The organism is Gilvirhabdus luticola (genome assembly GCF_040117515.1).
In the GTDB taxonomy this organism is placed as follows: domain Bacteria; phylum Bacteroidota; class Bacteroidia; order Flavobacteriales; family Flavobacteriaceae; genus Gilvirhabdus; species Gilvirhabdus luticola.
The window spans coordinates 335,729-358,320 of record NZ_JBEEEN010000002.1 but is presented as its reverse complement, the minus strand read 5'-3'; the positions used below and the strand labels follow the sequence as shown (position 1 = coordinate 358,320).

Sequence of the window (22,592 nt, the reverse complement as noted above, 5' to 3'; positions counted from 1 at the left end):
TTATTCTGGTAATTTTTTAATTGCTTTAATTTGGTCTGCAAAGAAACCACTTTTTTCTGGATATTTCAAACTTAAAATCTTGTAAGATTGAATAGCTTTTTTATAGTTTTTTTGTTCTACATAAATTCTTGCCAAAGTCTCTGTCATTAAGCTCTCGGGTTGAATCATTTGTTCCTTTGCAATATTATGCTTTACATTAGATTCTTTTGAAGGATCTATTTTAGGATTTTTTGATATGAATTTATCAATAAGTTCAAATTTCTTTCTTTTACCCAAATTCTTCGAAGCTTCAGATTTATCTGTTGAAGCTTCAACATTCTTAACCTTTTCTATATTATTTTCTTCTCGTTCTATGGGTTTAAAACTCGTAAGTTTTAACCATTCATTAAAAGAGTGTAATTCACTTCTATGAAATTGTAGTGGCTTCCCAAGGTTTAAAATGTCAAAAGAAGATTCTTCCGTGGAAATGTTTTCTTCTTCACCAGCATTTTCAATATCTTGATCTTTATCCAGCTCAAAATTTGCAATTCTGGAAGGTGTTATTTTAGGTTGAAATAATGATGGGTCTAATATTTTTTCAGCGTCTTTTATTTGATTTTGGAGCGCCTCATCAATTTTTAAACTTTTATAAACACTTACCTCTTCAACAGTAACATCAATATCTTTTAGATGTTCTGTGTTTTGTTTAATGAATTCTGAAATTTCATTTTGTGTAAATTCTTCAGAAGTAATAAAATCGAAAAGAATGCTTCTGTCAGCAGTATATGCAGCAGTTACTTTTAATTCTTGATTGTACTTATAGCTTTCAGAATTTTTTAAACCTTTAAGGTATATGGCTCTTGCTGATTGAAAATATGGAAATTCGTCAATAACAGATTTTAAATTTTCGGTTTGCTCCTGCTGTATAGTAACTGGATTCTGCAAAAGGGATATGAAATCTGTTTTGTTCATTGATTACCAATTGGCAAGTGATGCATTAATAATATCTTGGGTTAAGCGTTCAAAAATCTCTTCGTGTGCTGAGTCTTTTTGACTACCAATAAGTTGTGCCTCACCAGGATAATCATAGAAAAAAGAAAATGTTTGTTCAAAATCATTCTCTTCATCACGGGTATCATAGAAACGAACATTGACGGCTATGGTTAATTTGTTTTGGGCAGCTGTATTGTTTGCTGTTGCAGTTGTTGGCGAAATTCTATAAGTAGTGATTTCACCTTCGTAAATTAAATCTCCACTAGATTTTACTAGGCTTAAATTGGTTTGATTCAGTATTAAATCGGTAAGGGCATTTGTAAAATCCCGATCCAAGCCAGGCTCTATCAATAGGGCATTATTTTGAAAATAATTCACCTGAAAAGTTTTTGCATCAGTATCAATTCCAGTAAAAGAGTATGCTCCACAGCCTAAAATTGCAAGTGAACTTATAAATAATAAAACGAATTTAAATAATTTCATTTTTAAGTTTTAAAGATCGAATTGTTTAATTTTTCTGTAGAGTGTACGTTCACTTATACCTAGTTCGGCAGCAGCTAATTTGCGTTTGCCATTATGACGCTCCAAAGATTTTTTTATTAGTTCTAATTCTTTATCATGTAATGATAATGTTTCTTCTTCTTCAATTTCTTCAGCAAAATGGTATTTATCTTGAGTGGCACTAGCTTGATGTTCACTTATGTTATGTTCTGGAATTGAAATAACTTCAACATCATTCTGCTCATCATAATGCGATTTATCATTTTTACCATATATTTTTTGAATTAGGTGTTCATTGTCTTTTTCAACCTCACGTGTATTACCACTTTTCATTAACTCCATAGTGAGTTTTTTAAGATCGTTTAAATCACTTTTCATATCAAACAAGACCTTATACAAGATTTCTCTTTCACTACTAAAATCGCTTTCAGATTTTGACTTGCTAATTACAGCAGGTAAATTACTGCCTGACATTGGCAGGTATGCTTTTAAAACGTCAGGTGTTATAGTTCTATTTTGTTCTAAAACAGAAATTTGTTCAGCTACATTACGTAATTGCCTGATGTTTCCACTCCATCTGTGTTTTAAAAGAATGTCTACCGCATCATCTGTTAATTTAATGGTTGGCATTTTATACTTTAATGCAAAATCGCTTGCAAATTTCCTAAATAGTAAATGAATATCTTCTTTACGTTCTCGAAGTGGAGGAATATGTATATCTACTGTGCTTAAACGATAATAGAGATCTTCCCTGAATTTTTCTTTGTTAATGGCGTCAAACATATTAATGTTGGTTGCCGCCACAATACGAACATTGGTCTTTTGGACTTTACTACTTCCAACTTTTATAAATTCACCATTTTCAAGAACACGAAGCAAACGTACTTGAGTAGTTAAAGGTAGCTCACCAACCTCATCAAGAAAAATGGTACCGCCATCGGCAACTTCAAAATAACCAGAACGTGTTTGTGTTGCACCAGTAAATGACCCTTTTTCATGCCCAAACAACTCACTGTCTATGGTTCCTTCTGGGATGGCGCCACAGTTTACAGCAATGTATTTACCATGTTTTCTATGAGAAAGCTGATGTATAATTTTAGGAATGCTCTCTTTACCAACACCGCTTTCTCCAGTAACCAACACCGAAATATCTGTTGGAGCAACCTGAATGGCTTTTTCTATGGCACGATTAAGTTTTGGATCGTTTCCAATAATTCCAAATCGTTGTTTTATAGCTTGAATTGATTCCATAATTAATTATTATCTGAATATCCAACAGCTTCACCAATAAGTGTAGCTGTAGTACAATCATTAATTTTTACATTGACGAAATCACCGACTTTATAATTCTCTTTTGGAAAAACAACAACTGTGTTTTGTGTATTTCTACCTGACCAATGTTTGTCAGATTTTTTTGATTCTTTTTCTATTAAAACCTCTTCAACTTTACCTAAATGTTGTTGTGTTCTGTATAAACTATGCTTTTGTTGCAGTTGAATGATTTCGTTTAGTCTTCTTTTCTTTACATCATTAGGAATGTCATCTTCCATTTTACGTTCTGCAAGTGTTCCAGGTCTTTCGGAATAAGCAAACATAAATCCGAATTCATATTTCACATATTCCATTAAGCTTAATGTATCTTGATGGTCTTCTTCAGTTTCTGTTGGGAATCCTGAAATCATATCTTGAGAAATTGCACAATCCGGGAGAATATGACGAATATTATCAATCAATTCAAAATATTCTTCCCTTGTATGTTGACGATTCATTTCTTTTAAAATTCTATTGCTTCCACTTTGCACAGGTAAATGAATATAATCACATATATTTTGATACTTTGCCATAGTCTCTATAACATCCAAAGTCATATCCTGTGGATTGGATGTTGAAAAACGAATGCGCATTTTAGGTTGTGCTGTAGCGCAAAGTTCTAAAAGTTTTGCAAAATTTACTGCAGTTGCCTTTTGCATATCACTGGCTTTTTCAAAATCTTTTTTCAGTCCACCACCATACCATAGGTAGCTATCTACATTCTGTCCAAGAAGGGTGATTTCTTTAAAGCCTTTATTCCAAAGGTCATTAACTTCTTCAATGATACTTTGTGGATCGCGACTTCTCTCACGGCCTCTTGTAAATGGTACAACACAAAATGTACACATATTATCACAGCCACGAGTTATCGAAACAAAAGCTGTAACACCATTACTATTTAATCTTACAGGCGAAATATCTCCATAGGTCTCTTCTTTTGAAAGGATGACATTTACAGCATTTCTGCCGTCGTCAACTTCGGCAATAAGATTTGGTAAGTCTTTATATGCATCTGGCCCAACAACAAGATCAACTATCTTTTCTTCTTCAAGAAATTTGCTTTTCAAGCGTTCTGCCATACAACCCAAAACACCAACTTTCATTTTTGGGTTGATACGCTTTACGGCATTATATTTTTCAAGGCGTTTACGAACAGTTTGTTCGGCTTTATCTCTAATGGAACAGGTGTTCACCAAAACCAGATCAGCATCTTCAAGATTTTGAGTTGTATCAAAACCTTCATTAGCCAATATAGAAGCTACTATCTCACTATCGCTAAAATTCATTTGGCATCCATAACTTTCAATAAAAAGTTTTCTTGAGTTACCTTCTTTTGCTTCTAAAATTAAGCTTTCGCCTTGTTTATTTTCGTCTATAATTTTTTCCATAAATCTACTGAAAGACATTAATCAGTCAATAAGTGTGCAAAGATACGATTATTTTGAAATTTATGACAAAGTGTCAGAGTGTTAATTTTTTCAAAAAAAAGTGTAACTAAATGGTTACTTTTGAACACTAACCATTTAAAAGAAGAAAATGACTTTACAAGAAATACTTGCTAAAATTGAAAATGCAAATCCTTTAGATTTTGGTAATCTTTTTAATAGTTCTGTTGAATTATTTAAGAAAAGTTGGTTATATGGATTTTTATTTCAGCTTTTTCTTTTAGTTCTAATGATTCCCTTTTTTATAATCTTTTATGTGCCTTTTATAATGGCTATGATTGCGCAATCTGAAACTGGACTATCGGATTCGGAGATTTATAGTGAGATTTTTGCGGGTCTTTCGGGTCTTTATCTTTTGATTTTTATTGTTGGTATTCTTGCTGTGGCAGTTATTCAATTGGCACTTCAAGCTGGTTTTTTTAGAATTATCAAGAATATTGACCATGGTATAGAAGTAAAAGCTTCTGATTTATTTCATTTTTTAAAAAGTAAATATTTTGGCGGTGTTACAGTGTTAATGATCGCAACTTTTATTGTTGCTTTAATAGCTGCTTTATTGTGCTTTTTACCTTTAATTTATGCATTTATTCCAATGTCATATTTTATAGTTATTTACACATTTAATACTAGCATGCCAACAATGGATATTGTAAAAGCGAGTTTCAAACTTGGAACCAAAAAATGGCTATTGTCTTTTGGATTATTCATAGTATTGTATTTGCTTGTTATGGTATTAAGCTTTGTTACATGTGGTATTGGATCTATATTTTTATCGCCATTTATTTATTTACCATTTTATTTAATATATAAAGAAGTAGTTGGTTTTGATATTTATAGTGATTTAGAAATAACAGAATAACTATATTTTATCATTCATAATATAAAGCCTGATTTTTTCAGGCTTTCTTATTTTTTTTAATAATTTATATATCGATGCTTATTAAATTAGGCACTTAAATTATTTTTCATATACCTTTGCAACTTGAAAAAAAGCATTTATGGCAAAGAATTTAGTTATAGTTGAGTCGCCTGCCAAGGCAAAAACTATTGAAAAATTTCTAGGTAAAGATTTTAAAGTAGAGTCTAGTTTTGGGCATATTGCAGATTTGCCATCAAAAGAACTAGGTGTTAATGTAGAAGGTGATTTCAAGCCTAAATATTTGGTCTCAAGAGATAAAAGAGATGTTGTCAAAAAGCTAAAGGATTTGGCCAAAAAAGCCGATATGGTATGGTTGGCAAGTGATGAAGATAGAGAAGGAGAAGCTATAGCTTGGCATCTTGCAGAAACTTTAAAATTGGATAAAGAGAAAACAAAGAGAATTGTTTTTCATGAAATCACTAAATCAGCTATACAAAAAGCCATTGAAAACCCAAGAGGAATTGATTACGATCTTGTAGATGCCCAACAAGCCCGTCGAGTATTAGATAGAATAGTTGGTTATGAATTGTCTCCTGTGCTTTGGCGTAAAGTAAAAGGCGGATTATCTGCAGGACGTGTTCAATCCGTTTCAGTAAGACTAATTGTAGAAAGAGAAAGAGAAATTCAAGATTTTTCACCAGAAGCTTTTTATAGAATTGATGCAGAATTTTCAAATGAAGAAGGTCAGTCTTTCAAAGCTAAATTGGCTAAAAACTTTTCTTTAAAATCTGAAGCTCAACAATTTTTAAACTCAAACATTTCTTCAAGTTTTAAGGTTGGTGAATTAGAAAAGAAACCTGTAAAAAAATCTCCTGCAGCACCGTTTACAACATCGACGCTACAGCAGGAAGCATCAAGAAAATTAAGTTTTTCGGTTAGTAGAACAATGACAAATGCTCAACGACTTTATGAAGCTGGACTAATAACTTATATGAGAACAGACAGTGTAAATTTGTCTGATGAAGCGCGTAAAGGTGCAAAAACAGCTATTGAAAGTGCTTTTGGAAAAACGTATAGTAAATCGAGAAATTTTAAAGGTAAATCTAAAGGTGCCCAAGAAGCTCACGAAGCTATTAGACCAACAGATTTTTCGCGGCATTCAGTTAATGTTGATCGAGATCAAGATCGTTTATATGAGTTGATTTGGAAAAGATCTATTGCATCTCAAATGAGTGAAGCTGAATTAGAAAGAACAAATGTAAAAATAGATGCATCAAACCATAATGAGAGTTTTATTGCAAATGGAGAAGTCATAAAATTTGATGGATTTTTAAAGGTATATCTTGAAGGTACAGATGATGAAGACATAGAACAGGAAGGAATGTTACCTGAATTAAAAGTTAACGAAATGCTTCATAATAATTATATTACTGCTACAGAAAGATATACACGTGCACCATATAGATATACAGAAGCGTCTCTTGTAAAAAAGTTAGAAGAATTAGGTATTGGTCGTCCTTCTACTTATGCTCCAACCATTTCAACTATTCAAAACAGAAACTATGTTGAAAAAGGGACTGTTGAAGGTGAGAAAAGAAAATATTCAAAATTAACTTTAACAAATGGATCAGTAAAAGAAGAAAAGCTTTCAGAAAAAGTGGGTTCTGATAAAGGAAAATTAGTTCCTACAGATATTGGTATGATTGTTACCGACTTTCTTGTTACTCATTTTGAGCATATTTTAGATTATAATTTTACTGCTAAAGTTGAAGAAGATTTTGACGACATTGCAGATGGAAAGGTAGATTGGACTAAAATGATGAAAGAATTTTACAACGATTTTCATCCACAAGTTGAACATGTGCAAGAAAATGCCGACAGAGAATCAGGAGAGCGGGTTTTAGGAACAGATCCAAAAACAGGAAGACAGGTAAGCGTTAGATTGGGTAAATTTGGGCCAATGGTACAAATTGGAGTAGCAGAAGAAGAAGAAAAACCAATATTTGCAAGCCTTTCACCAGACCAGCAACTAAATACCATTACATTCGAAGAGGCATTAGGTCTTTTTGAACTTCCAAAACAATTAGGAAAGTACGAAGGAGAATCTGTTGAGGTCAATAATGGTAGATTTGGACCTTATGTTAAATATGGGAAAAAATTTGTATCACTACCTACTGGTGTTAATCCATTAAGTGTTGAGCTAGAAGATGCAATTGAATTGATCAAAGAGAAAAAAGAAGCTGATGCTCCTATATATAAATATCAAGGATTACCAGTTCAAAAAGGTAAAGGACGTTTTGGCCCATTTATAAAGTGGAATAACATGTTTATTAATGTAAGTAAAAAATACGATTGGGATAATTTATCAGATAACGATATCATAACATTAATTGAAGATAAAATTCAAAAAGAAAAAGATAAATTAGTGCACAGTTGGGAAGATGAAGGTATTAGAGTAGAAAAAGCGCGCTGGGGAAGACACCATATTATAAAAGGAAAAACAAAAATAGAGTTAGACAAAAAAGTAGATGCATCTAAATTAACCCTAGAAAAAGTTAAGGAACTTATAGAAAAGAATGCTCCTAAAAAGAAAAAGGCTTCAAAAAAGAAATAGTATATGAATTTTAATTTTCTATCACCTGTTTCAGATTCAGTTTTAGCTCATATTCAATTGCAGGCTAAACAAGCTCTGGGCAGAAAATTAAAAATTCATTCTCTTCAAAATGGGATTCCAGATCTTGACGATGTGCAAATAGCTATAATTGGTGTTCTGGAAAACAGGAATGACATTAATTATTTAGGTGAGGATTTTAGTTTGGATGAAATAAGAAAAACATTCTACTCTCTATTTCCTGGTAGTTGGAGAACAGAAATAGCCGATTTAGGAGACATTAACAAAGGAGATTCAACTGAAGACACCTTTTTCGCATTAAAAACAATTTTAAGTATTTTATTGACAAAAAATATTATTCCTATAATTTTAGGAGGAAGCCAAGATATAACTTATGCGAATTATAGAGCTTACGATTCTGTAATGCCAATGGTTAATATTGTTAATGTAGATAGTAAATTTGATCTCGGAGATTCGTCCAAGCCAATTAAAAACAATAGTTTCATTGGAAAGATTATTTTAGACCAACCATATAATTTATTTAACTATTCAATTATAGGATATCAAACCTATTTCAATCCACAAGAAGAAATAGATTTAATAGAGAAACTCTATTTTGAATCTTATAGATTAGGAGAAATTTCTAAAGACATTACGTTAGTCGAACCAGTTATGCGAGATGCTAACATTGTAAGTATTGACTTAAATTCTGTAAAAGCATCTGAAGTAAGTCAAAATCAAAAGCATTCACCCAATGGATTTGATGGTAAAGAAATATGTGCTATTGCTCGTTATGCTGGAATAAGTAACAAGGTGTCTTCTTTTGGCATATATGAGTATAAACCATCTAAAAAAGATGATAATACTTCTATGCTAGTTGCACAAATTATTTGGTACTTTATAGAAGGAGTAAATTTTAGAGTTAAAGATGATGATTTTAATAATGAAAATCATTACCAAAAATTCATTACTTTAGTCGACTCCCAAGAACTAATCTTTTACAAAAGTGTTAAAACTGGTCGTTGGTGGATAGAAATCCCCTTTTTATCGAAAGTTAATAATAAATTAAAGAAGCATACGTTATTACCCTGTATGCATCAAGACTATGTAAACGCCTGTAATAATACTATTCCAGAACGTTGGTATAAAGCTTTTCAGAAGAATAGTGTGTAGTAAGAAAAGTATAGGTAAAAATGACAAAATCATCGATGAAATGCATATTTTTTACGATGAAACGTAAATTTTTTATCAAAATAGTTGTTTTTTAAAAAATATATAAATATGTTTACGCTCTCAAATTTTAAGCTTAATTAATTAACCTTGAGTTTTATATGGATATGAAGAAGTTTTTAATATTAACCGGAATTTTAATTTTAGTCGCTAGTTGTGGTTCTAAAGATAGAGGCGAGCTAGTCGGAGTTAAAGGAAAAAAATGGCATCCTGAAAAACCTTATGGTATGGAACTCGTACCTGGAGGAGCATTTATTATGGGTAAAGCAGATGACGATCTTGCGGGTATAAATGATGCACCTGCAAAAACGGTTACTGTGAGAGCCTTTTATATGGATGAAACTGAAATAACAAATAGCGAGTATCGTCAGTTTGTTAATTGGGTTAGAGATTCAACAATAAGGACTAAACTTGCAATACTTGCTGATGAAGTAGGAGCTGCTCCTGGTGATGAAGCTGGTATAGGTCAGTTTGCTTTTGTAGATGCTGATCCAGAAAACATGACTGTGTATGAAAAATACATGTATGATAACTATGTTGGATTAGGTCCAACGGGTTATGAAGGAAGAAAATTAAATAAGGATGTTGATATCATCTTTGATGTGAATGAATATCCTGATGAATATTATGCAGAGGTTATGGATACCATGTATTTGCCAATTGAGCTTTCTTATAATGGCCAAAGAACTTGGGATGTTAAGAAGTTTAAGTTTCAATATACCTATATGGATATTCAAAAAGCTGCAAAAAACAGAAATTTAACTCGTAAGGATGTTTTAGTAAAAGAAGAGATCGAAGTATATCCAGACACCACAACATGGATTAGGGATTTCTCATACTCCTACAACGAACCAATGCATAACGATTATTTTTGGCATGATGCATATGGAGATTATCCTGTAGTTGGAGTTTCCTGGAAACAAGCAAAAGCTTTTTGCCAATGGAGAACATTAAACAAAAATGCATTTCAAAAATCTGCTAATAAGCAATTTGTAAATTCATTCAGATTACCTAATGAAGCAGAATGGGAATATGCTGCTAGAGGAGGTTTACAAGCTGCAACCTTCCCTTGGGGTGGACCATATGCTAAAAATGACAGAGGATGCTTTATGGCTAATTTTAAACCAGTTCGTGGAGACTACGCGGCAGATCAGGCATTATATACTGTAGAAGCAAAATCTTATGAGCCAAACGATTATAACTTATATAATATGGCTGGTAATGTTTCAGAATGGGTAAACGGATCTTATGATCCATCATCTTATGAGTATGTTTCAACAGCAAATCCTGTATTGAACGATCTTACCAATCAAAGAAAAGTTGTTAGAGGAGGATCATGGAAAGATGTTGCTTATTTCTTACAAGTGAGTACGAGAGACTACGAATATGCAGATTCTGCAAGAAGTTATATAGGATTTAGAACTGTACAGGATTATATGGGTACAGATGTAACAAAAAATTCAAAAAATAAATAAACTAAAATAAACAAATAACTATTTAATTAACCTACTTAAGTATTCATACTTAACTTAAAAACCAAATATTATGGGACAGTCAAGAGCAAGTAAAAAATTTATGAACATGGCCTACGGATTAGGCGCATCAATTGTAATTGTTGGAGCACTTTTCAAGATTATTCATTTTGAAATTGGGCCTCTTACAGGTAATGTAATGTTAACTATTGGTCTGGTAACAGAAGCAATTATATTTGCAATATCTGCATTTGAACCAGTTGATGACGATTTAGATTGGTCATTAGTATATCCAGAATTGGCTGGAGCTGAAAGTTCAGATAAAGAAGAATCTAATCCACAAGGATTATTGTCTAAAAAATTAGATGAATTATTAAAAGATGCTAGAATCGATGGCGAATTAATGGCTAGTTTAGGCGATAGTATCAAGAATTTTGAAGACGCTGCAAAAAATATGGCCCCAACCGTAGATTCAATTTCAGCTACCAAAAAATATAGTGAAGAAATTGCTCACGCAGCAGCACAAATGGAATCTTTAAACAGTTTGTATAGAGTACAGTTAGAAAGTGCAAACCGTCAGGCTACAATAAATGAAGAGTCTGTAGAAAATGCAGCTAAACTTAAAGAACAAATGCAGTCATTAGCATCACACTTATCATCTTTAAATGGTGTTTACGGTGGAATGTTGTCTGCCATGAACAGTAAAGGCTAATTAGTAGTTAGTTCCAAATTTATTAATTAACCACAAAAACTAATTAGACATGGCACAAGGAAACTTATCACCAAGACAGAAAATGATTAACTTGATGTATTTAATATTTATTGCAATGCTTGCATTAAATATGTCAAAAGAAGTCCTTTCTGCATTTGGATTAATGAACGAAAAATTAACCGAGTCCAATGAAGCTGCTACAGAACGTAATGTGGCATTTATGGCCGGTTTAGAACAACAGGCTAATGAACAGCCTGATAAATATCTTCCTTTGAAAGCACAAGCTGAACAAGTGAGTAAGTTAGCAACAGATTTTAATACTTATTTGGAAGATTTAAAAGGTAAAATGACTGCTACAGTTGATGATCCTGAAGATTACGAAATCATGGATAAAGGTGATTTTCTTGATAAACATTTCTTTATTGGTGAAAAATTAAAACCTGAAGGACAAGCGTTTATAGATCAAATGAAAACCTTTAGAGAAGGTATACAAAATGTTATCGGCGAGAGTTACCCAGGAATTGCTGCAGATGTTCAAAAGAAATTTGCAACAGACGATGTAACTAATAGAGATAATAATGTAATCCCTTGGTTAGATTATCACTACAAAGGATTTCCACTTGTAGCCTCATTAACTAAAATGACACAATTACAGGCAGACGTTAAGACAACAGAGTCTGAAGTAATGTCAACAATGTTACAAGGTAAGCTAAAGATAGAAGCATCTTTAACAAATTTTGATGCTATCGTTGTCCCAGACAAAACAGCTTTCTTTTCTGGTGAGAATTTCACAGGTAAAATTATTCTTGGTAAAAAGGATAATACACTTAGAGCAGATAAGGTTGTTGTAAATGGTCAGGAGCTTTCTGCAGAGTCTATGCAAGACGGTAAAACAATATTAGAATTTCCTGCAGGTTCTGTAGGTGAGCGTGAAATTAAAGGTGAATTCTACTTTACAGAAGGAGGTGAAACATTCACAATTCCTATTAATAGTACATATGCTGTAGTACCTAAACCAAATTCGGCAACAATTTCTGCAGATAAAATGAATGTGGTATATCGTGGTGTTAAAAACCCAATGACGATTTCTTTTGCAGGAGTTTCAGATAATAATGTATCTGCTAGTGCTCCAGGTTTAAGTAAGATTTCTGGTGTTAGTAAGTATATAATGGATGTTACTTCTGTAAAAGGTAGAGAAGTTACAATTAACGTTACTGGTACATTACCAGATGGACAAAAGGTAAGCGATGCTGCTAAATTTAGAATTAAAGATTTACCAAAACCAATAGGTACAGTTAGAGGTGAAGACGGTTCAATTAAAATGCAACGTAACAGCCTTGAAATATCTACCATTGGTGCTAAATTTGATGACTTTGATTTTGAGTTACCATTAAACGTTAGAGGATTTAAATTTAAAGTTCCAGGTCAACCTACTATAGAAGTTAGTGGTAGTAAGCTAAATGATAGAGCTAAAAATGCCTTGCGTAAAGCAAAGCGTGGATCTGATGTTCAAATATTCGACATTGATGCTAAAGCTAGTGGTGTTAGTGTGATACTTAAAAAAGTATCTCCTGTAATTATTGAACTTACAAACTAATAGATTATAATCTGATTATTGTACCTAAATAATGATTAAATTAAAACAGATGAATTATAAAAGTTTTTTATTAACCGTTTTAGGTGTTTTTATAGCATCAAGCATGTTTGCACAAGCAAATATTCTAAATGCTAAAAGCCCTGAGGAAATCGGTGTTAGAACTCCAGAGCAAATAGCAATTGACAATGATAAGCCACTAGAGTATGGTTATGTTGATGATAGAGATATTCTATTTGCAAAAATGACTTGGGAAAGAGTTGTTTTGGACGAACGCGTTAATTTTCCACTGTATTACCCTATTGATACTAATAATATAGGTAAGAATAGACGATCTTTGTATGATGTACTCTACAGTAGTGTGAAAAATGGGAAAATAAAAAATATTTATGACGATTCTTATTTTACAGCAAAGCGCACTCTAAAAGATATTGAAGCTGCTTTATCCAAAATTGATACTACAGAATTGGGTATTGAGCAAATAAATGCAGGTGAAGTGCTTTCCGCAGAATATATCAATAGAAGAGATATTACTGCAGCAGATATCAAAGAGTATCATGTAAAAGGATTCTGGTATTTTGATAAACGTCAAGCCGAATTAAAATATAGAATATTAGGGATTGCTCCAGTAGCACCAGACGTTAATTTTATAGATTCAGATACTCCAGATTTAGTACCATTATTTTGGGTGTTTTTCCCAGATGCAAGAGAAGTATTGCATGAGTTTAAGGCATTCAATAATGATAACAGTGCAATTCCGCATTCATTCGATCACTTGTTAAACTCAAGGCATTTCAATGGCTATATTTATAGAGAAGAGAATGTTTATGGTGATAGAAAAATAAGTGAATATGTAGCTGAAAATGCATTGATGCAATTACTGGAATCAGATAGAATAAAAGAAAAAATTAGAAACTTTGAACTTGATATGTGGACCTATTAATACCACATAAGGAATATTATGAACGCTCACTTTTTTAGTGAGCGTTTTTTGTTTTAAAAAACATTAATCTGCGTATATTCGTTTTTATGCGAGTAGATTATATAATAGTTGGGTATGGTTTGGCTGGAATTAGTTTCTGTGAAATTTTAAAAGCCAATAACAAATCTTTTATAGTTTTTGATAACCAATCACAGCAATCATCTTTGGTGGCCGGTGGCCTATATAATCCAGTCATTTTAAAACGATTCACTCCAGTTTGGAAATGTAGGGAACAATTAGCAATTGCTCTTCCCATGTATGAATCTCTAGAAAAACAGCTCGAAAAAAAGTTAGATTATAAAATTCCAGTATTGAGAAGATTTGCTTCTACCCAAGAACAAAACAATTGGTTTATTGCATCAGACAAGCCAACTTTAAATCAATATTTATCTATTAAAATTATTAAAAACAACAATTCACAAATTAATGCGCCTTTTGGGTTAGGTAAAGTGCTTAAAACAGGTAGAATAGATACTCAAGTTTTAGTAAGCTCATGCAAAGAAAAGCTTTTAGAAGACAATAAATTGGTAGAAAATGAATTTCATTATGATAGACTGAAAATTGGAAATTCTATTCAATATTTGGACATAGAAGCACATAATATAGTTTTTGCAGAAGGCTATGGTGTTAAGAAAAACCCTTTTTTTAATTCATTACCCTTAAAGCAATCTAAAGGTGAATTACTGACTATTTCTGCGCAAGATCTTCATCTAGATTATGTTTTAAAATCGGATATTTTTATTCTTCCAATAGGGAATAATTTTTATAGTGTAGGATCAACCTACGAGTGGGAAGATGATAGCAATATGATTACCAAAAAGGCTAGAGAAGAACTTGAATTTAAATTAAAAAAAGTGCTTACTTGTTCATATAAAGTAGTAAATCAACTAGCAGGAATTAGACCGACTGTTATAGATAGAAGACCTTTAGTTGGAAAACATGCAATAATAAATAACATGTTTGTTTTGAATGGTTTGGGTACTCGAGGTGTAATGATTGGTCCTTATGTGGCTAACGAATTGTATAACTTTATTCAATACAATAAACCATTAGATAAAGAGATTAATATAGACAGATTCAATTAAGTTTAAGATTCTTTTTTGGCAAGAGTCTTATCATATTTCATAAAAAGATTGATCCAAATATTTCTAGATAGGCGCATTATTACCGGGCCAAAAATAACCAAAGTAATAATGATAGAAATAAATGATAAATTTAAGCTGGTTCCTAAAAACAAATAACTAATTATAAAAGAAGCGACTGCAAAAGCAATACCAACGCCATAACTCACGTACATTGAGCCATAAAAAAATGAAGGTTCTAATCTGTATTTAGTTTTACAGTGAGAACAGTGGTCATGAATTTTTAAAGTATCCTGAAGGATATAAGGATTTTTATTAATATACATAGATTCATAATGACATTTTGGACAAACACCAGTTAAAATACTGTATAATGCACTTCCTTTTTTAAACATTTTATTTAGTGTATTTTTGCTTTTTATTTAAGGGTCAAAATTACTATTTATTTAGTGAAATACTGTAACTATAGTCACATAAATGCTTAACATACACAATCTTTCTATTTCTTTTCAAGGCGAATATTTATTTGAAGATATAACATTCAAGTTAGTCAATGGAGATCGTATAGGCTTAATAGGAAAAAATGGTGCTGGCAAGTCAACAATGTTAAAAATTCTAGCAAAAGAACTAGAACCAGATTCTGGTCAGATTGCTGTTGATAAAGAATTGAAAATAGGCTTTTTAAAACAAGATTTGGATTTTGAATTTGGTAAAACAGTTCTTAAAGAATCTTATGAAGCATTCGTAGAAATAAAGCTTTTGGAAGAAAAAATGAAAGCTATTAATATAGAGTTAGCCGAGCGTGAAGATTATGAAAGCGATGAATACCATCAATTAATGATTGATATAAATGATATTCAGCATCAATACGAAATCATAGGTGGTTATAACTATAAAGGAGATACCGAAAAGGTTCTTCAAGGTTTAGGTTTTGTACGTGAAGATTTTGATAAACTCACAGATACCTTTTCTGGAGGTTGGCGTATGCGTATAGAACTTGCAAAACTTTTACTTCAAAACAATGATGTTTTACTCCTAGATGAACCAACTAATCATTTGGATATAGAATCTATTATCTGGTTGGAAGGATTTTTGAAGAATTATCCAGGAGCCGTAGTTATTGTGTCGCATGATAAAATGTTTTTAGACAATATTACCAACAGAACCATTGAAATCTCTTTAGGCAGAATTTATGATTACCCTAAACCGTATTCAGAATATTTGATACTTCGAAATGAAATTAGAGAACAACAACTGGCGTCACAAAAAAATCAACAAAAGCATATAGAGCATACAGAAAAGTTAATTGAAAAGTTTAGGGCAAAAGCTTCAAAAGCGACAATGGCTCAATCACTTATTAAAAAGTTGGATAGAATTGACCGTATTGAAGTAGACGAAGATGATAACAGTGTCATGACTCTTAATTTTCCAATTTCTGTAACACCTGGTAAAGTAGTAATTGAAGCTGAAAATATATCAAAGAATTATGATGAAAAACAAGTTTTAAAACATATCAATTTATTTGTTGAGCGAGATAGTAAAATAGCATTTGTTGGTCAAAACGGTCAAGGAAAATCAACACTGGCAAAAATTCTTGTTGGCGAGATAAAACATCAAGGACATCTTAAATTAGGACATAATGTTCAAATTGCATATTTCGCACAAAATCAGGCAGAATATTTGGATGGTAGTAAGACAGTTTTAGATACTATGACAGATGCTGCCAACGAAACTAATAGGACTAAAGTAAGAGATATTCTAGGCGCTTTTTTATTTAGAGGAGATGAGGTAGAAAAATATGTTAAAGTACTTTCTGGTGGAGAACGTAATAGATTAGCATTAGCTAAATTGCTATTACAACCTTTCAATGTCTTAATTATGGATGAGCCAACCAATCATCTTGATATTAAATCAAAGAATGTATTAAAAGAAGCACTAAAAAAGTTTCAAGGAACCTTAATTTTGGTATCTCATGACCGTGACTTTTTACAAGGATTATGTAACAAAGTTTATGAATTTAAAGATCATAAAATAAAGGAATATTTAGGTGATATAGATTTTTATTTAGAACAACGCCAATTAAATAATTTAAGAGAGGCCGAAATGCGAAATAAGGTTATAAACAGACCAAAGGAAGGTAAGAATCAATCTTACCAAGATCAGAAAAAATTGAAGTCTTTAAATAATAGATTAAGTAAAGTAGAATCACAAATTAGTGATCTAGAAAAAGACATTAAAGACATAGATTTTGAGCTTCAAATTAATTATGATAAAGTTGCTACCAAACCAGATTTTTTTGAAAAATACCAAGAAAAGAAAACCAAATTACATGATTTAATGCAAAATTGGGAAGACATTCAACTTGAAATAGAGCAGTTTAACGATTGTTAAATGTTAAAATTTTATGTATTTCATCGAATAAAATAGGTTTTAGACGTCTTATAAAGTAATATTGTTAGAAATAAAACCCAAATTTATTTAACATGAAGACTTTTAATCTATTCATTATCTGCTTTTTATCTGCATTTCTTTCATTTGCTAATGTTTCAAATACTGAAAAGGAGGCTCTTGTTTCCTTATACAACTCAACACAAGGTGATCAATGGAACAACACATGGGATTTAAATGCATCTGTTGATGCTTGGTATGGTGTTGTTGTAAAAGACAATAAGGTAGTTGAACTTAATTTACAATTTAACAACCTTCAAGGTAACTTACCAGAAGTAGTAGGGAATTTGATCCACTTGCAAAGAATGAATTTAGGTTTCAATAAAATAGATGGTAAATTGCCATCTTCTATTGGTAATTTATCAAATTTAGTTTCGTTAGAATTGTTCATGAACAAATTTGAAGGTAACATTCCAAGCGAAATAGGGAATCTTAAAAATCTCGAATCGTTAAAATTGTACAGTAATACTTTTACAGGTGAAATTCCAAAAACAATCGGAAATTTATCGAACCTTAAGCATTTAGAGTTAGGGAGTAATTTTTTAACTGGAAAGATTCCTACTCAAGTTCAAATGTTAACACAATTAGAAACGTTAAGTTTAATTGATAATAAATTAGAAGGAGAAATCCCTTCAGAATTAGGCCAATTAGTATTGTTAGAAGAATTAATATTGTCTAGCAATTCCTTAACTGGTAATATTCCACAAGAGCTTTATCAATTAGCTAATTTGAATACGCTAATGTTAAGTGATAATAACTTGAGTGAAGAACCAATTAGTATAATAAACAATCCAAGTGGTTTGCAAATGCAATTACATGGACCTTCAATAATAGTTACAAGAAATTAATTTGACAAATCGTTTTATATAAGTTTTAGAAGGCAACAATTATTTGTTGCCTTTATTTATTTTTATAAATTATGATAGAGCATTTCTTTACTTGTCCATATTGTTGGCAAAATATTTCTATGTTGCTTGATAGTTCAATAAGACAACAAAGTTTTATTGAAGATTGTGAAATTTGCTGTAATCCTATAGAACTTCTAATTGAATTTACTAATAAAGAATTAAGCAGTTTTGAAGTAAAAGCTATTCAATAATTTTTTAACGAAACTCTTGTTAAAAGAAAAAAGCATTGTATATTTGCAGTCCAATATCGCGGGATAGAGCAGTAGGTAGCTCGTCGGGCTCATAACCCGAAGGTCACTGGTTCGAGTCCAGTTCCCGCTACGTAGAGGCCTCTTGAGTATTCAAGAGGCTTTTGTTTTCTATAATTTTTCTATATTAAAATTCAAATATAAGGTTGTCTAAAATTGGATATGCCATACTAATTAGGACTGTCAAAATACAAAGGGTGATTATTAATAATATCCTCCTTTTAAAATTCTCAGGAAACTTAAATGTTCTATAAATCCTAATAATAAGAAAGATGCAAAAGGTTATATATAATAACATTATTGTTAGTCTTAAAAAAACGCTATCAGTTAATCTTAGTGCTATATTTCCTTCGTCACTAAATCCTAGATTGTCGGTTCTCGCTGCTCTAAAAATTCCGAAAGTTGTCGGTATGATTCTAAATGCTGCATTAATGATACCTAAAACTAAAAGCCAAATAGAATTACGATACTTTCTTAAAAATAAATAAGAAATTAATGCAATCAGAATTGTTATTATTGGACCTCCAAATAACGAATTTAAAAAGATAGCATCAGTTAATTTATCGGGATTAATAGGGTTCACTTTTTGTAAGCTTATCCAACTGTCTACACCATTGAGTTCATATATAATCCAATGTCCTATTTCATGAAAAAAAACAGAAATAGGAAATAGTATTAAAAAAATACCGATTGATTTAATCCAAATGTTATTAATATTTTTCATATTTAATTAACCCATATTGATCAAAATTAAATTTAAAAAAGTTTCTTATACATAATTTTGATATTTGATTCAATATTCATTCTATATTCTGTCCTTTAGTTTGTCGGGTATAACTTTCAAAGTTGCCTAAAACGTTGGAATAAGCAAATTGTATTTATCTCCATTATGTTTATTCCTTTAAAGGTAAATAAATTTATTTAGCTATCTTGAATTGGAAAATTTCACCGAATACTAGGCTGTCATATTTAATACTTATGTCTTTAATCACTAATACCAATGATGGTTTAATTGGTTGTTGATTTTTCAAAATCAATGATTTTGAAGAAGTCACTGATAAGGGTGTTTTGGTTCGAAAATTCGAAGCTTACCACTACAAGTAAAACCAGTTGTGAAAACAACTGGTTTTTTTATGCATTTAAATTAGTTCTAATATTGAATAATATAATAAAAATTTCAATATCAAGAGTTTTCACTATTATTTCATATATTGGACCGACCAACCTTACAACTGACCATAATACTTTCCCCTTGAGCCATTATCGTTTTTAGTATACACATTACAATGTAAAAGCTAAACGGTTATTAGCTGTTATTTAAATTTTATGCTTTATGAAAAAATTATATATAATATTGCTAGCAAGTAATTTAGTTCTTAATCTTAATGCCCAAAACAAGAATGTTGTAAAAACGCAATCATTATCTAATAGTGCAATTTCCATTCCATCAAGTCTTACAATTACAGATGAATATATTTGGCTTCCAAAATTAGTCTCATTACCAGCGGTGATATCTTATGACGTCAAGTTTGATGATGGAAGTGGTCCATTCATACCCGTCTATTCATATAATAAAGTTAAGTGGGGTAATATTAATCCCTCACCAGATGCATTAAGTTGGTTTTTATCTCCACAAAACAGGAATTTTACTTTTAGAACTGGACTTTTTAAATCTAATCCAAATGTGCAAAGAGGAGAAAACATTAAAATCGAAATTGGAAAGTTGTTTAATGTAACATGTGTTATACATAAAAGCTCAGCAATTTATTATGTTGATGGTAAACAATATGCTAAAGCAATCTATGATGAAGGTGCCGTTCCTAAAGAAGGATACTTTGGTTTTGCTGTTTGGGACATAGCAAATATAAAAGTTACAAATATAAAATTAGTTTCTCCCTATAGGCCCCATACTGAAAAGTCAAATTCTATCAGTTTAAATCTCAATAAACAAAGTAATGAGTCAACGGTTGACATAGGTAATGTTCCATTACAAATATATAGTAATGATGAAGTTATGGTAGTGAACGATTTACTTTATAAAAAAGGGGACACGACTCTAGTAACAGGTAAGGTTATTGATTATGACATTAATGATAGAATAATGATAGATGTAAATTATAAAGAAGGTAAACAAGAAGGAAGTACTAAATTCTGGTATGAAAATGGAAAACCGAAATTTGAAATAGTTGTTAAAAATGGACAACCAGAAGGAATAAGTAGGGGGTGGTTTGAAAATGGCCAATTAGAAAAAGAAGTGAATTTTAAAGAAGGTAAACAAGAAGGTTTATTTAGAGAATGGCATGAAAATGGGCAATTAAAGACTGAAGGAAATTATAAAGAAGGTAAACAGGATGGATTGGGTAAAATGTGGTATGAAAATGGACAGCAAAAAGCAGAACAATTTTATAAAGAAGGTATTCAGGAGGGATTATTAAGAGGATGGCACGAAAATGGACAACTTCAAGAAGAAGTGAATTTTATAAATGACAAACAGGATGGATTGATTAGAAAATGGTATAAAAATGGCAAACTTAAAGCTGAAGCAATATTTATAAAAGGTAAACAAGAAGGCTTATTAAGAGAATGGTATGAAAATGGACAGCTTCAAGGAGAAGCAAATTATAAAGAAGGTAAGCCACATGGCTTAAGTAAGGTAGGGTATGAAAATGGTCAATTAGCAAAAGAAGCAAGCTTTATAGAAGGTATTAAGGATGGTTTATCAACAGAATGGTATGACAATGGCCAGCAAAAAATAGAACAACCATTTAAAAATGGCAAACCAGACGGCTTATGTAGAGAATGGTATGACAATGGCCAATTGCAACAAGAAGCGAACATTATAGGAGGAGTTCAAGAAGGGGTATTCAAAGAATGGCATGAAAACGGTCAGGTAAAAGCAGAACAACTATTTAAAATGGGAAAGCCAGAAGGTATTAGTAAATTTTGGTATGATAATGGTCAGTTAAAAACGGAACAGTTATTCAAAGAAGGGCAAGCAGAAGGTATAAATAGAGAATGGCATGAAAATGGCAAATTAAAACAAGAAGTTAATTTAAAAAATGGGGCTCTTGAAGGTTTGTATAGAGATTGGTATGAAAATGGTCAGATGGAGCGAGAAGCATTTTTAATAAATGGACAACCGGATGGACTGGCTAAAGAATGGTATGATAATGGTCAATTAATGAGAGAAGGTAATTATACCAATGGTAAAAAAAATGGAATCTATACTTATTACAATGAAGATGGTACTATTGATAAAAAGGAGATTTGGGAAAATGGTGTGCTTAAAACGAATTAAATACTTGAAAATTTTATAATCTTTAAAAAATCACTCACAAACTCATTTAGGTTCGATAATTCGAGCCTTCCCGCTACTAATTAAAGGGCTAACAGGTTGAAAATCTATTTGTTGGACTTTTTTGTTTTAGAACAATTTCTGAACTTGAATTTTACTCAATTTCATAACTTCAATTCATCTCGAATATTTTTTTTACCATAATTTTTGGTCACCAATCTTATAATAGCTTTAGCTCCTCTTATTTCCTATTCATTTTTCAGTTTGTACTTCATAGGTACGCTATACTACAATTTTAGAATTAAGACCTTCTACTAATACTTTGTTTGGTTTGTAAGAATCTATGTCTGGATTTTTTAAATTCTCAATAAGTTTTCAGAAATACAACACTTGAAAAATAAACTAGTTAATATTATCAATATATCTCATGCTCTTTTAATTACTGCAACAACCTTTTTTGCTTTTGTTCTTTAATAATTTTCTTAATTAAATTAAACAATTGTGTTTTAAACGCTCTGTAATTTTTTAGAAATTCGTTAACATTAATAATTAACTTTCGATGTTGCTCTTTGTAGACCGCCTCTTCTTTAAGCTGGTCTATACCATCTACCATTATTTTTAATTCACGTTCGTGAGCCTTAATACTCTTAATTTTATTATCCGTTTCTTTCTGGTTGCTACTTAATTTATCTATCATTTTTTTACTTTCTACAAAATGTTTGGAATCTAACATCTGTAAAGTATAAGATTTTATAAGATCATCAAAAAATAGGCATTCATCTTTTATAAATTCCAATTCAGATAACCATTTCTGCGAAGTTTCATGCATATTTTCTGCACTTAACCATTCTTCATATTTTAATTGTTTATCTTTTGTTTTCATGTTAATAATTTTTAAAAGTTAAAAAGCAGCAAATAGAAC

Annotated in this window: 19 protein-coding genes and 1 tRNA gene; 13 read left to right on the top strand and 7 right to left on the bottom strand. The window is 31.3% G+C overall.

Annotated features, from left to right (window positions below; translation table 11 throughout):
- From AAFP94_RS06125 to miaB, 4 genes are read right to left on the bottom strand one after another with little or no spacing between them, the layout of a single operon-like run.
- Complete coding sequence (locus tag AAFP94_RS06125) at positions 1-951, bottom strand: hypothetical protein (protein WP_316661642.1); 951 nt, start codon at positions 949-951, stop codon at positions 1-3.
- Between the two features lie 3 nt (positions 952-954).
- Positions 955-1,455, bottom strand: coding sequence for an LptE family protein (locus AAFP94_RS06120; protein ID WP_316661640.1), 501 nt, complete (start codon positions 1,453-1,455; stop codon positions 955-957).
- 9 nt (positions 1,456-1,464) lie between these two features.
- A complete protein-coding gene (locus AAFP94_RS06115; protein WP_316661639.1) occupies positions 1,465-2,724 on the bottom strand; it encodes a sigma-54 interaction domain-containing protein in 1,260 nt (419 codons plus the stop codon).
- Between the two features lie 2 nt (positions 2,725-2,726).
- Positions 2,727-4,172 (bottom strand): tRNA (N6-isopentenyl adenosine(37)-C2)-methylthiotransferase MiaB, encoded by a 1,446-nt coding sequence (gene miaB, locus AAFP94_RS06110; RefSeq protein WP_316661637.1) that lies wholly within the window; start codon positions 4,170-4,172, stop codon positions 2,727-2,729.
- Between the two features lie 148 nt (positions 4,173-4,320).
- On the opposite strand from miaB, the gene AAFP94_RS06105 reads away from it, so the two are divergent.
- From AAFP94_RS06105 to AAFP94_RS06070, 8 genes are all read left to right on the top strand, one after another.
- Positions 4,321-5,088 (top strand): hypothetical protein, encoded by a 768-nt coding sequence (locus AAFP94_RS06105; RefSeq protein ID WP_316661635.1) that lies wholly within the window; start codon positions 4,321-4,323, stop codon positions 5,086-5,088.
- A 139-nt stretch (positions 5,089-5,227) separates the two neighbouring features.
- Positions 5,228-7,702, top strand: coding sequence for a type I DNA topoisomerase (topA, locus tag AAFP94_RS06100; RefSeq protein WP_316661634.1), 2,475 nt, complete (start codon positions 5,228-5,230; stop codon positions 7,700-7,702).
- Positions 7,703-7,705: 3 nt separating this feature from the next.
- On the top strand, positions 7,706-8,872 hold the full coding sequence (locus AAFP94_RS06095; protein ID WP_316661632.1) for a formimidoylglutamase: 1,167 nt from the start codon (positions 7,706-7,708) through the stop codon (positions 8,870-8,872).
- Positions 8,873-9,036: 164 nt separating this feature from the next.
- Positions 9,037-10,404, top strand: a complete 1,368-nt coding sequence (porK, locus tag AAFP94_RS06090; RefSeq protein WP_458256409.1) for a T9SS ring complex lipoprotein PorK/GldK — start codon at positions 9,037-9,039, stop codon at positions 10,402-10,404.
- A 70-nt stretch (positions 10,405-10,474) separates the two neighbouring features.
- Positions 10,475-11,113 (top strand): type IX secretion system motor protein PorL/GldL, encoded by a 639-nt coding sequence (porL, locus tag AAFP94_RS06085; protein ID WP_316661630.1) that lies wholly within the window; start codon positions 10,475-10,477, stop codon positions 11,111-11,113.
- Positions 11,114-11,162: 49 nt separating this feature from the next.
- Positions 11,163-12,710, top strand: coding sequence for a type IX secretion system motor protein PorM/GldM (gene porM / locus AAFP94_RS06080; RefSeq protein WP_316661628.1), 1,548 nt, complete (start codon positions 11,163-11,165; stop codon positions 12,708-12,710).
- A gap of 49 nt (positions 12,711-12,759) precedes the next feature.
- Complete coding sequence (gene porN, locus AAFP94_RS06075; protein ID WP_316661627.1) at positions 12,760-13,650, top strand: type IX secretion system ring subunit PorN/GldN; 891 nt, start codon at positions 12,760-12,762, stop codon at positions 13,648-13,650.
- A gap of 86 nt (positions 13,651-13,736) precedes the next feature.
- Complete coding sequence (locus AAFP94_RS06070) at positions 13,737-14,774, top strand: NAD(P)/FAD-dependent oxidoreductase (protein WP_316661625.1); 1,038 nt, start codon at positions 13,737-13,739, stop codon at positions 14,772-14,774.
- A 2-nt stretch (positions 14,775-14,776) separates the two neighbouring features.
- On the opposite strand, the gene AAFP94_RS06065 is transcribed toward AAFP94_RS06070, so the two are convergent.
- On the bottom strand, positions 14,777-15,166 hold the full coding sequence (locus AAFP94_RS06065) for a DUF983 domain-containing protein (protein WP_316661624.1): 390 nt from the start codon (positions 15,164-15,166) through the stop codon (positions 14,777-14,779).
- 82 nt (positions 15,167-15,248) lie between these two features.
- On the opposite strand from AAFP94_RS06065, the gene AAFP94_RS06060 reads away from it, so the two are divergent.
- From AAFP94_RS06060 to AAFP94_RS06045, 4 genes are all read left to right on the top strand, one after another.
- A complete protein-coding gene (locus AAFP94_RS06060; RefSeq protein ID WP_316661622.1) occupies positions 15,249-17,162 on the top strand; it encodes an ABC-F family ATP-binding cassette domain-containing protein in 1,914 nt (637 codons plus the stop codon).
- Between the two features lie 92 nt (positions 17,163-17,254).
- Positions 17,255-18,067 (top strand): leucine-rich repeat domain-containing protein, encoded by an 813-nt coding sequence (locus AAFP94_RS06055; protein ID WP_316661621.1) that lies wholly within the window; start codon positions 17,255-17,257, stop codon positions 18,065-18,067.
- A 71-nt stretch (positions 18,068-18,138) separates the two neighbouring features.
- Positions 18,139-18,318 carry a CPXCG motif-containing cysteine-rich protein gene (locus AAFP94_RS06050; RefSeq protein ID WP_316661620.1) on the top strand — a complete coding sequence of 60 codons (180 nt, stop codon included), beginning with the start codon at positions 18,139-18,141 and terminating at the stop codon, positions 18,316-18,318.
- Positions 18,319-18,375: 57 nt separating this feature from the next.
- Positions 18,376-18,448: transfer RNA gene (locus tag AAFP94_RS06045), tRNA-Met, on the top strand.
- Between the two features lie 54 nt (positions 18,449-18,502).
- On the opposite strand, the gene AAFP94_RS06040 is transcribed toward AAFP94_RS06045, so the two are convergent.
- Positions 18,503-19,099: a hypothetical protein gene (locus tag AAFP94_RS06040; protein WP_316661619.1), complete on the bottom strand. Its 597-nt coding sequence runs from the start codon at positions 19,097-19,099 to the stop codon at positions 18,503-18,505.
- A 609-nt stretch (positions 19,100-19,708) separates the two neighbouring features.
- Here AAFP94_RS06040 and AAFP94_RS06035 point away from each other — a divergent pair.
- Positions 19,709-21,673, top strand: a complete 1,965-nt coding sequence (locus AAFP94_RS06035; RefSeq protein WP_316661618.1) for a toxin-antitoxin system YwqK family antitoxin — start codon at positions 19,709-19,711, stop codon at positions 21,671-21,673.
- A gap of 436 nt (positions 21,674-22,109) precedes the next feature.
- Here the strand turns inward: AAFP94_RS06035 and AAFP94_RS06030 are convergent, their stop codons facing one another.
- The gene (locus AAFP94_RS06030) at positions 22,110-22,553 is read right to left on the bottom strand and encodes a hypothetical protein (RefSeq protein WP_316661617.1); all 444 of its coding nucleotides are present in this window, start codon (positions 22,551-22,553) and stop codon (positions 22,110-22,112) included.
- Between the last annotated feature and the right edge of the window lie 39 nt (positions 22,554-22,592).

Excerpts from the sequence above, each read along its gene's own strand:
- AAFP94_RS06125 (WP_316661642.1), bottom strand. The coding sequence starts at position 951 with ATGAACAAAACAGATTTCATATCCCTTTTGCAGAATCCAGTTACTATA.
- AAFP94_RS06120 (WP_316661640.1), bottom strand. The coding sequence starts at position 1,455 with ATGAAATTATTTAAATTCGTTTTATTATTTATAAGTTCACTTGCAATT.
- AAFP94_RS06115 (WP_316661639.1), bottom strand. The coding sequence starts at position 2,724 with ATGGAATCAATTCAAGCTATAAAACAACGATTTGGAATTATTGGAAAC.
- miaB (WP_316661637.1), bottom strand. The coding sequence starts at position 4,172 with ATGGAAAAAATTATAGACGAAAATAAACAAGGCGAAAGCTTAATTTTA.
- AAFP94_RS06105 (WP_316661635.1), top strand. The coding sequence starts at position 4,321 with ATGACTTTACAAGAAATACTTGCTAAAATTGAAAATGCAAATCCTTTA.
- topA (WP_316661634.1), top strand. The coding sequence starts at position 5,228 with ATGGCAAAGAATTTAGTTATAGTTGAGTCGCCTGCCAAGGCAAAAACT.
- AAFP94_RS06095 (WP_316661632.1), top strand. The coding sequence starts at position 7,706 with ATGAATTTTAATTTTCTATCACCTGTTTCAGATTCAGTTTTAGCTCAT.
- porK (WP_458256409.1), top strand. The coding sequence starts at position 9,037 with ATGAAGAAGTTTTTAATATTAACCGGAATTTTAATTTTAGTCGCTAGT.
- porL (WP_316661630.1), top strand. The coding sequence starts at position 10,475 with ATGGGACAGTCAAGAGCAAGTAAAAAATTTATGAACATGGCCTACGGA.
- porM (WP_316661628.1), top strand. The coding sequence starts at position 11,163 with ATGGCACAAGGAAACTTATCACCAAGACAGAAAATGATTAACTTGATG.
- porN (WP_316661627.1), top strand. The coding sequence starts at position 12,760 with ATGAATTATAAAAGTTTTTTATTAACCGTTTTAGGTGTTTTTATAGCA.
- AAFP94_RS06070 (WP_316661625.1), top strand. The coding sequence starts at position 13,737 with ATGCGAGTAGATTATATAATAGTTGGGTATGGTTTGGCTGGAATTAGT.
- AAFP94_RS06065 (WP_316661624.1), bottom strand. The coding sequence starts at position 15,166 with ATGTTTAAAAAAGGAAGTGCATTATACAGTATTTTAACTGGTGTTTGT.
- AAFP94_RS06060 (WP_316661622.1), top strand. The coding sequence starts at position 15,249 with ATGCTTAACATACACAATCTTTCTATTTCTTTTCAAGGCGAATATTTA.
- AAFP94_RS06055 (WP_316661621.1), top strand. The coding sequence starts at position 17,255 with ATGAAGACTTTTAATCTATTCATTATCTGCTTTTTATCTGCATTTCTT.
- AAFP94_RS06050 (WP_316661620.1), top strand. The coding sequence starts at position 18,139 with ATGATAGAGCATTTCTTTACTTGTCCATATTGTTGGCAAAATATTTCT.
- AAFP94_RS06040 (WP_316661619.1), bottom strand. The coding sequence starts at position 19,099 with ATGAAAAATATTAATAACATTTGGATTAAATCAATCGGTATTTTTTTA.
- AAFP94_RS06035 (WP_316661618.1), top strand. The coding sequence starts at position 19,709 with ATGAAAAAATTATATATAATATTGCTAGCAAGTAATTTAGTTCTTAAT.
- AAFP94_RS06030 (WP_316661617.1), bottom strand. The coding sequence starts at position 22,553 with ATGAAAACAAAAGATAAACAATTAAAATATGAAGAATGGTTAAGTGCA.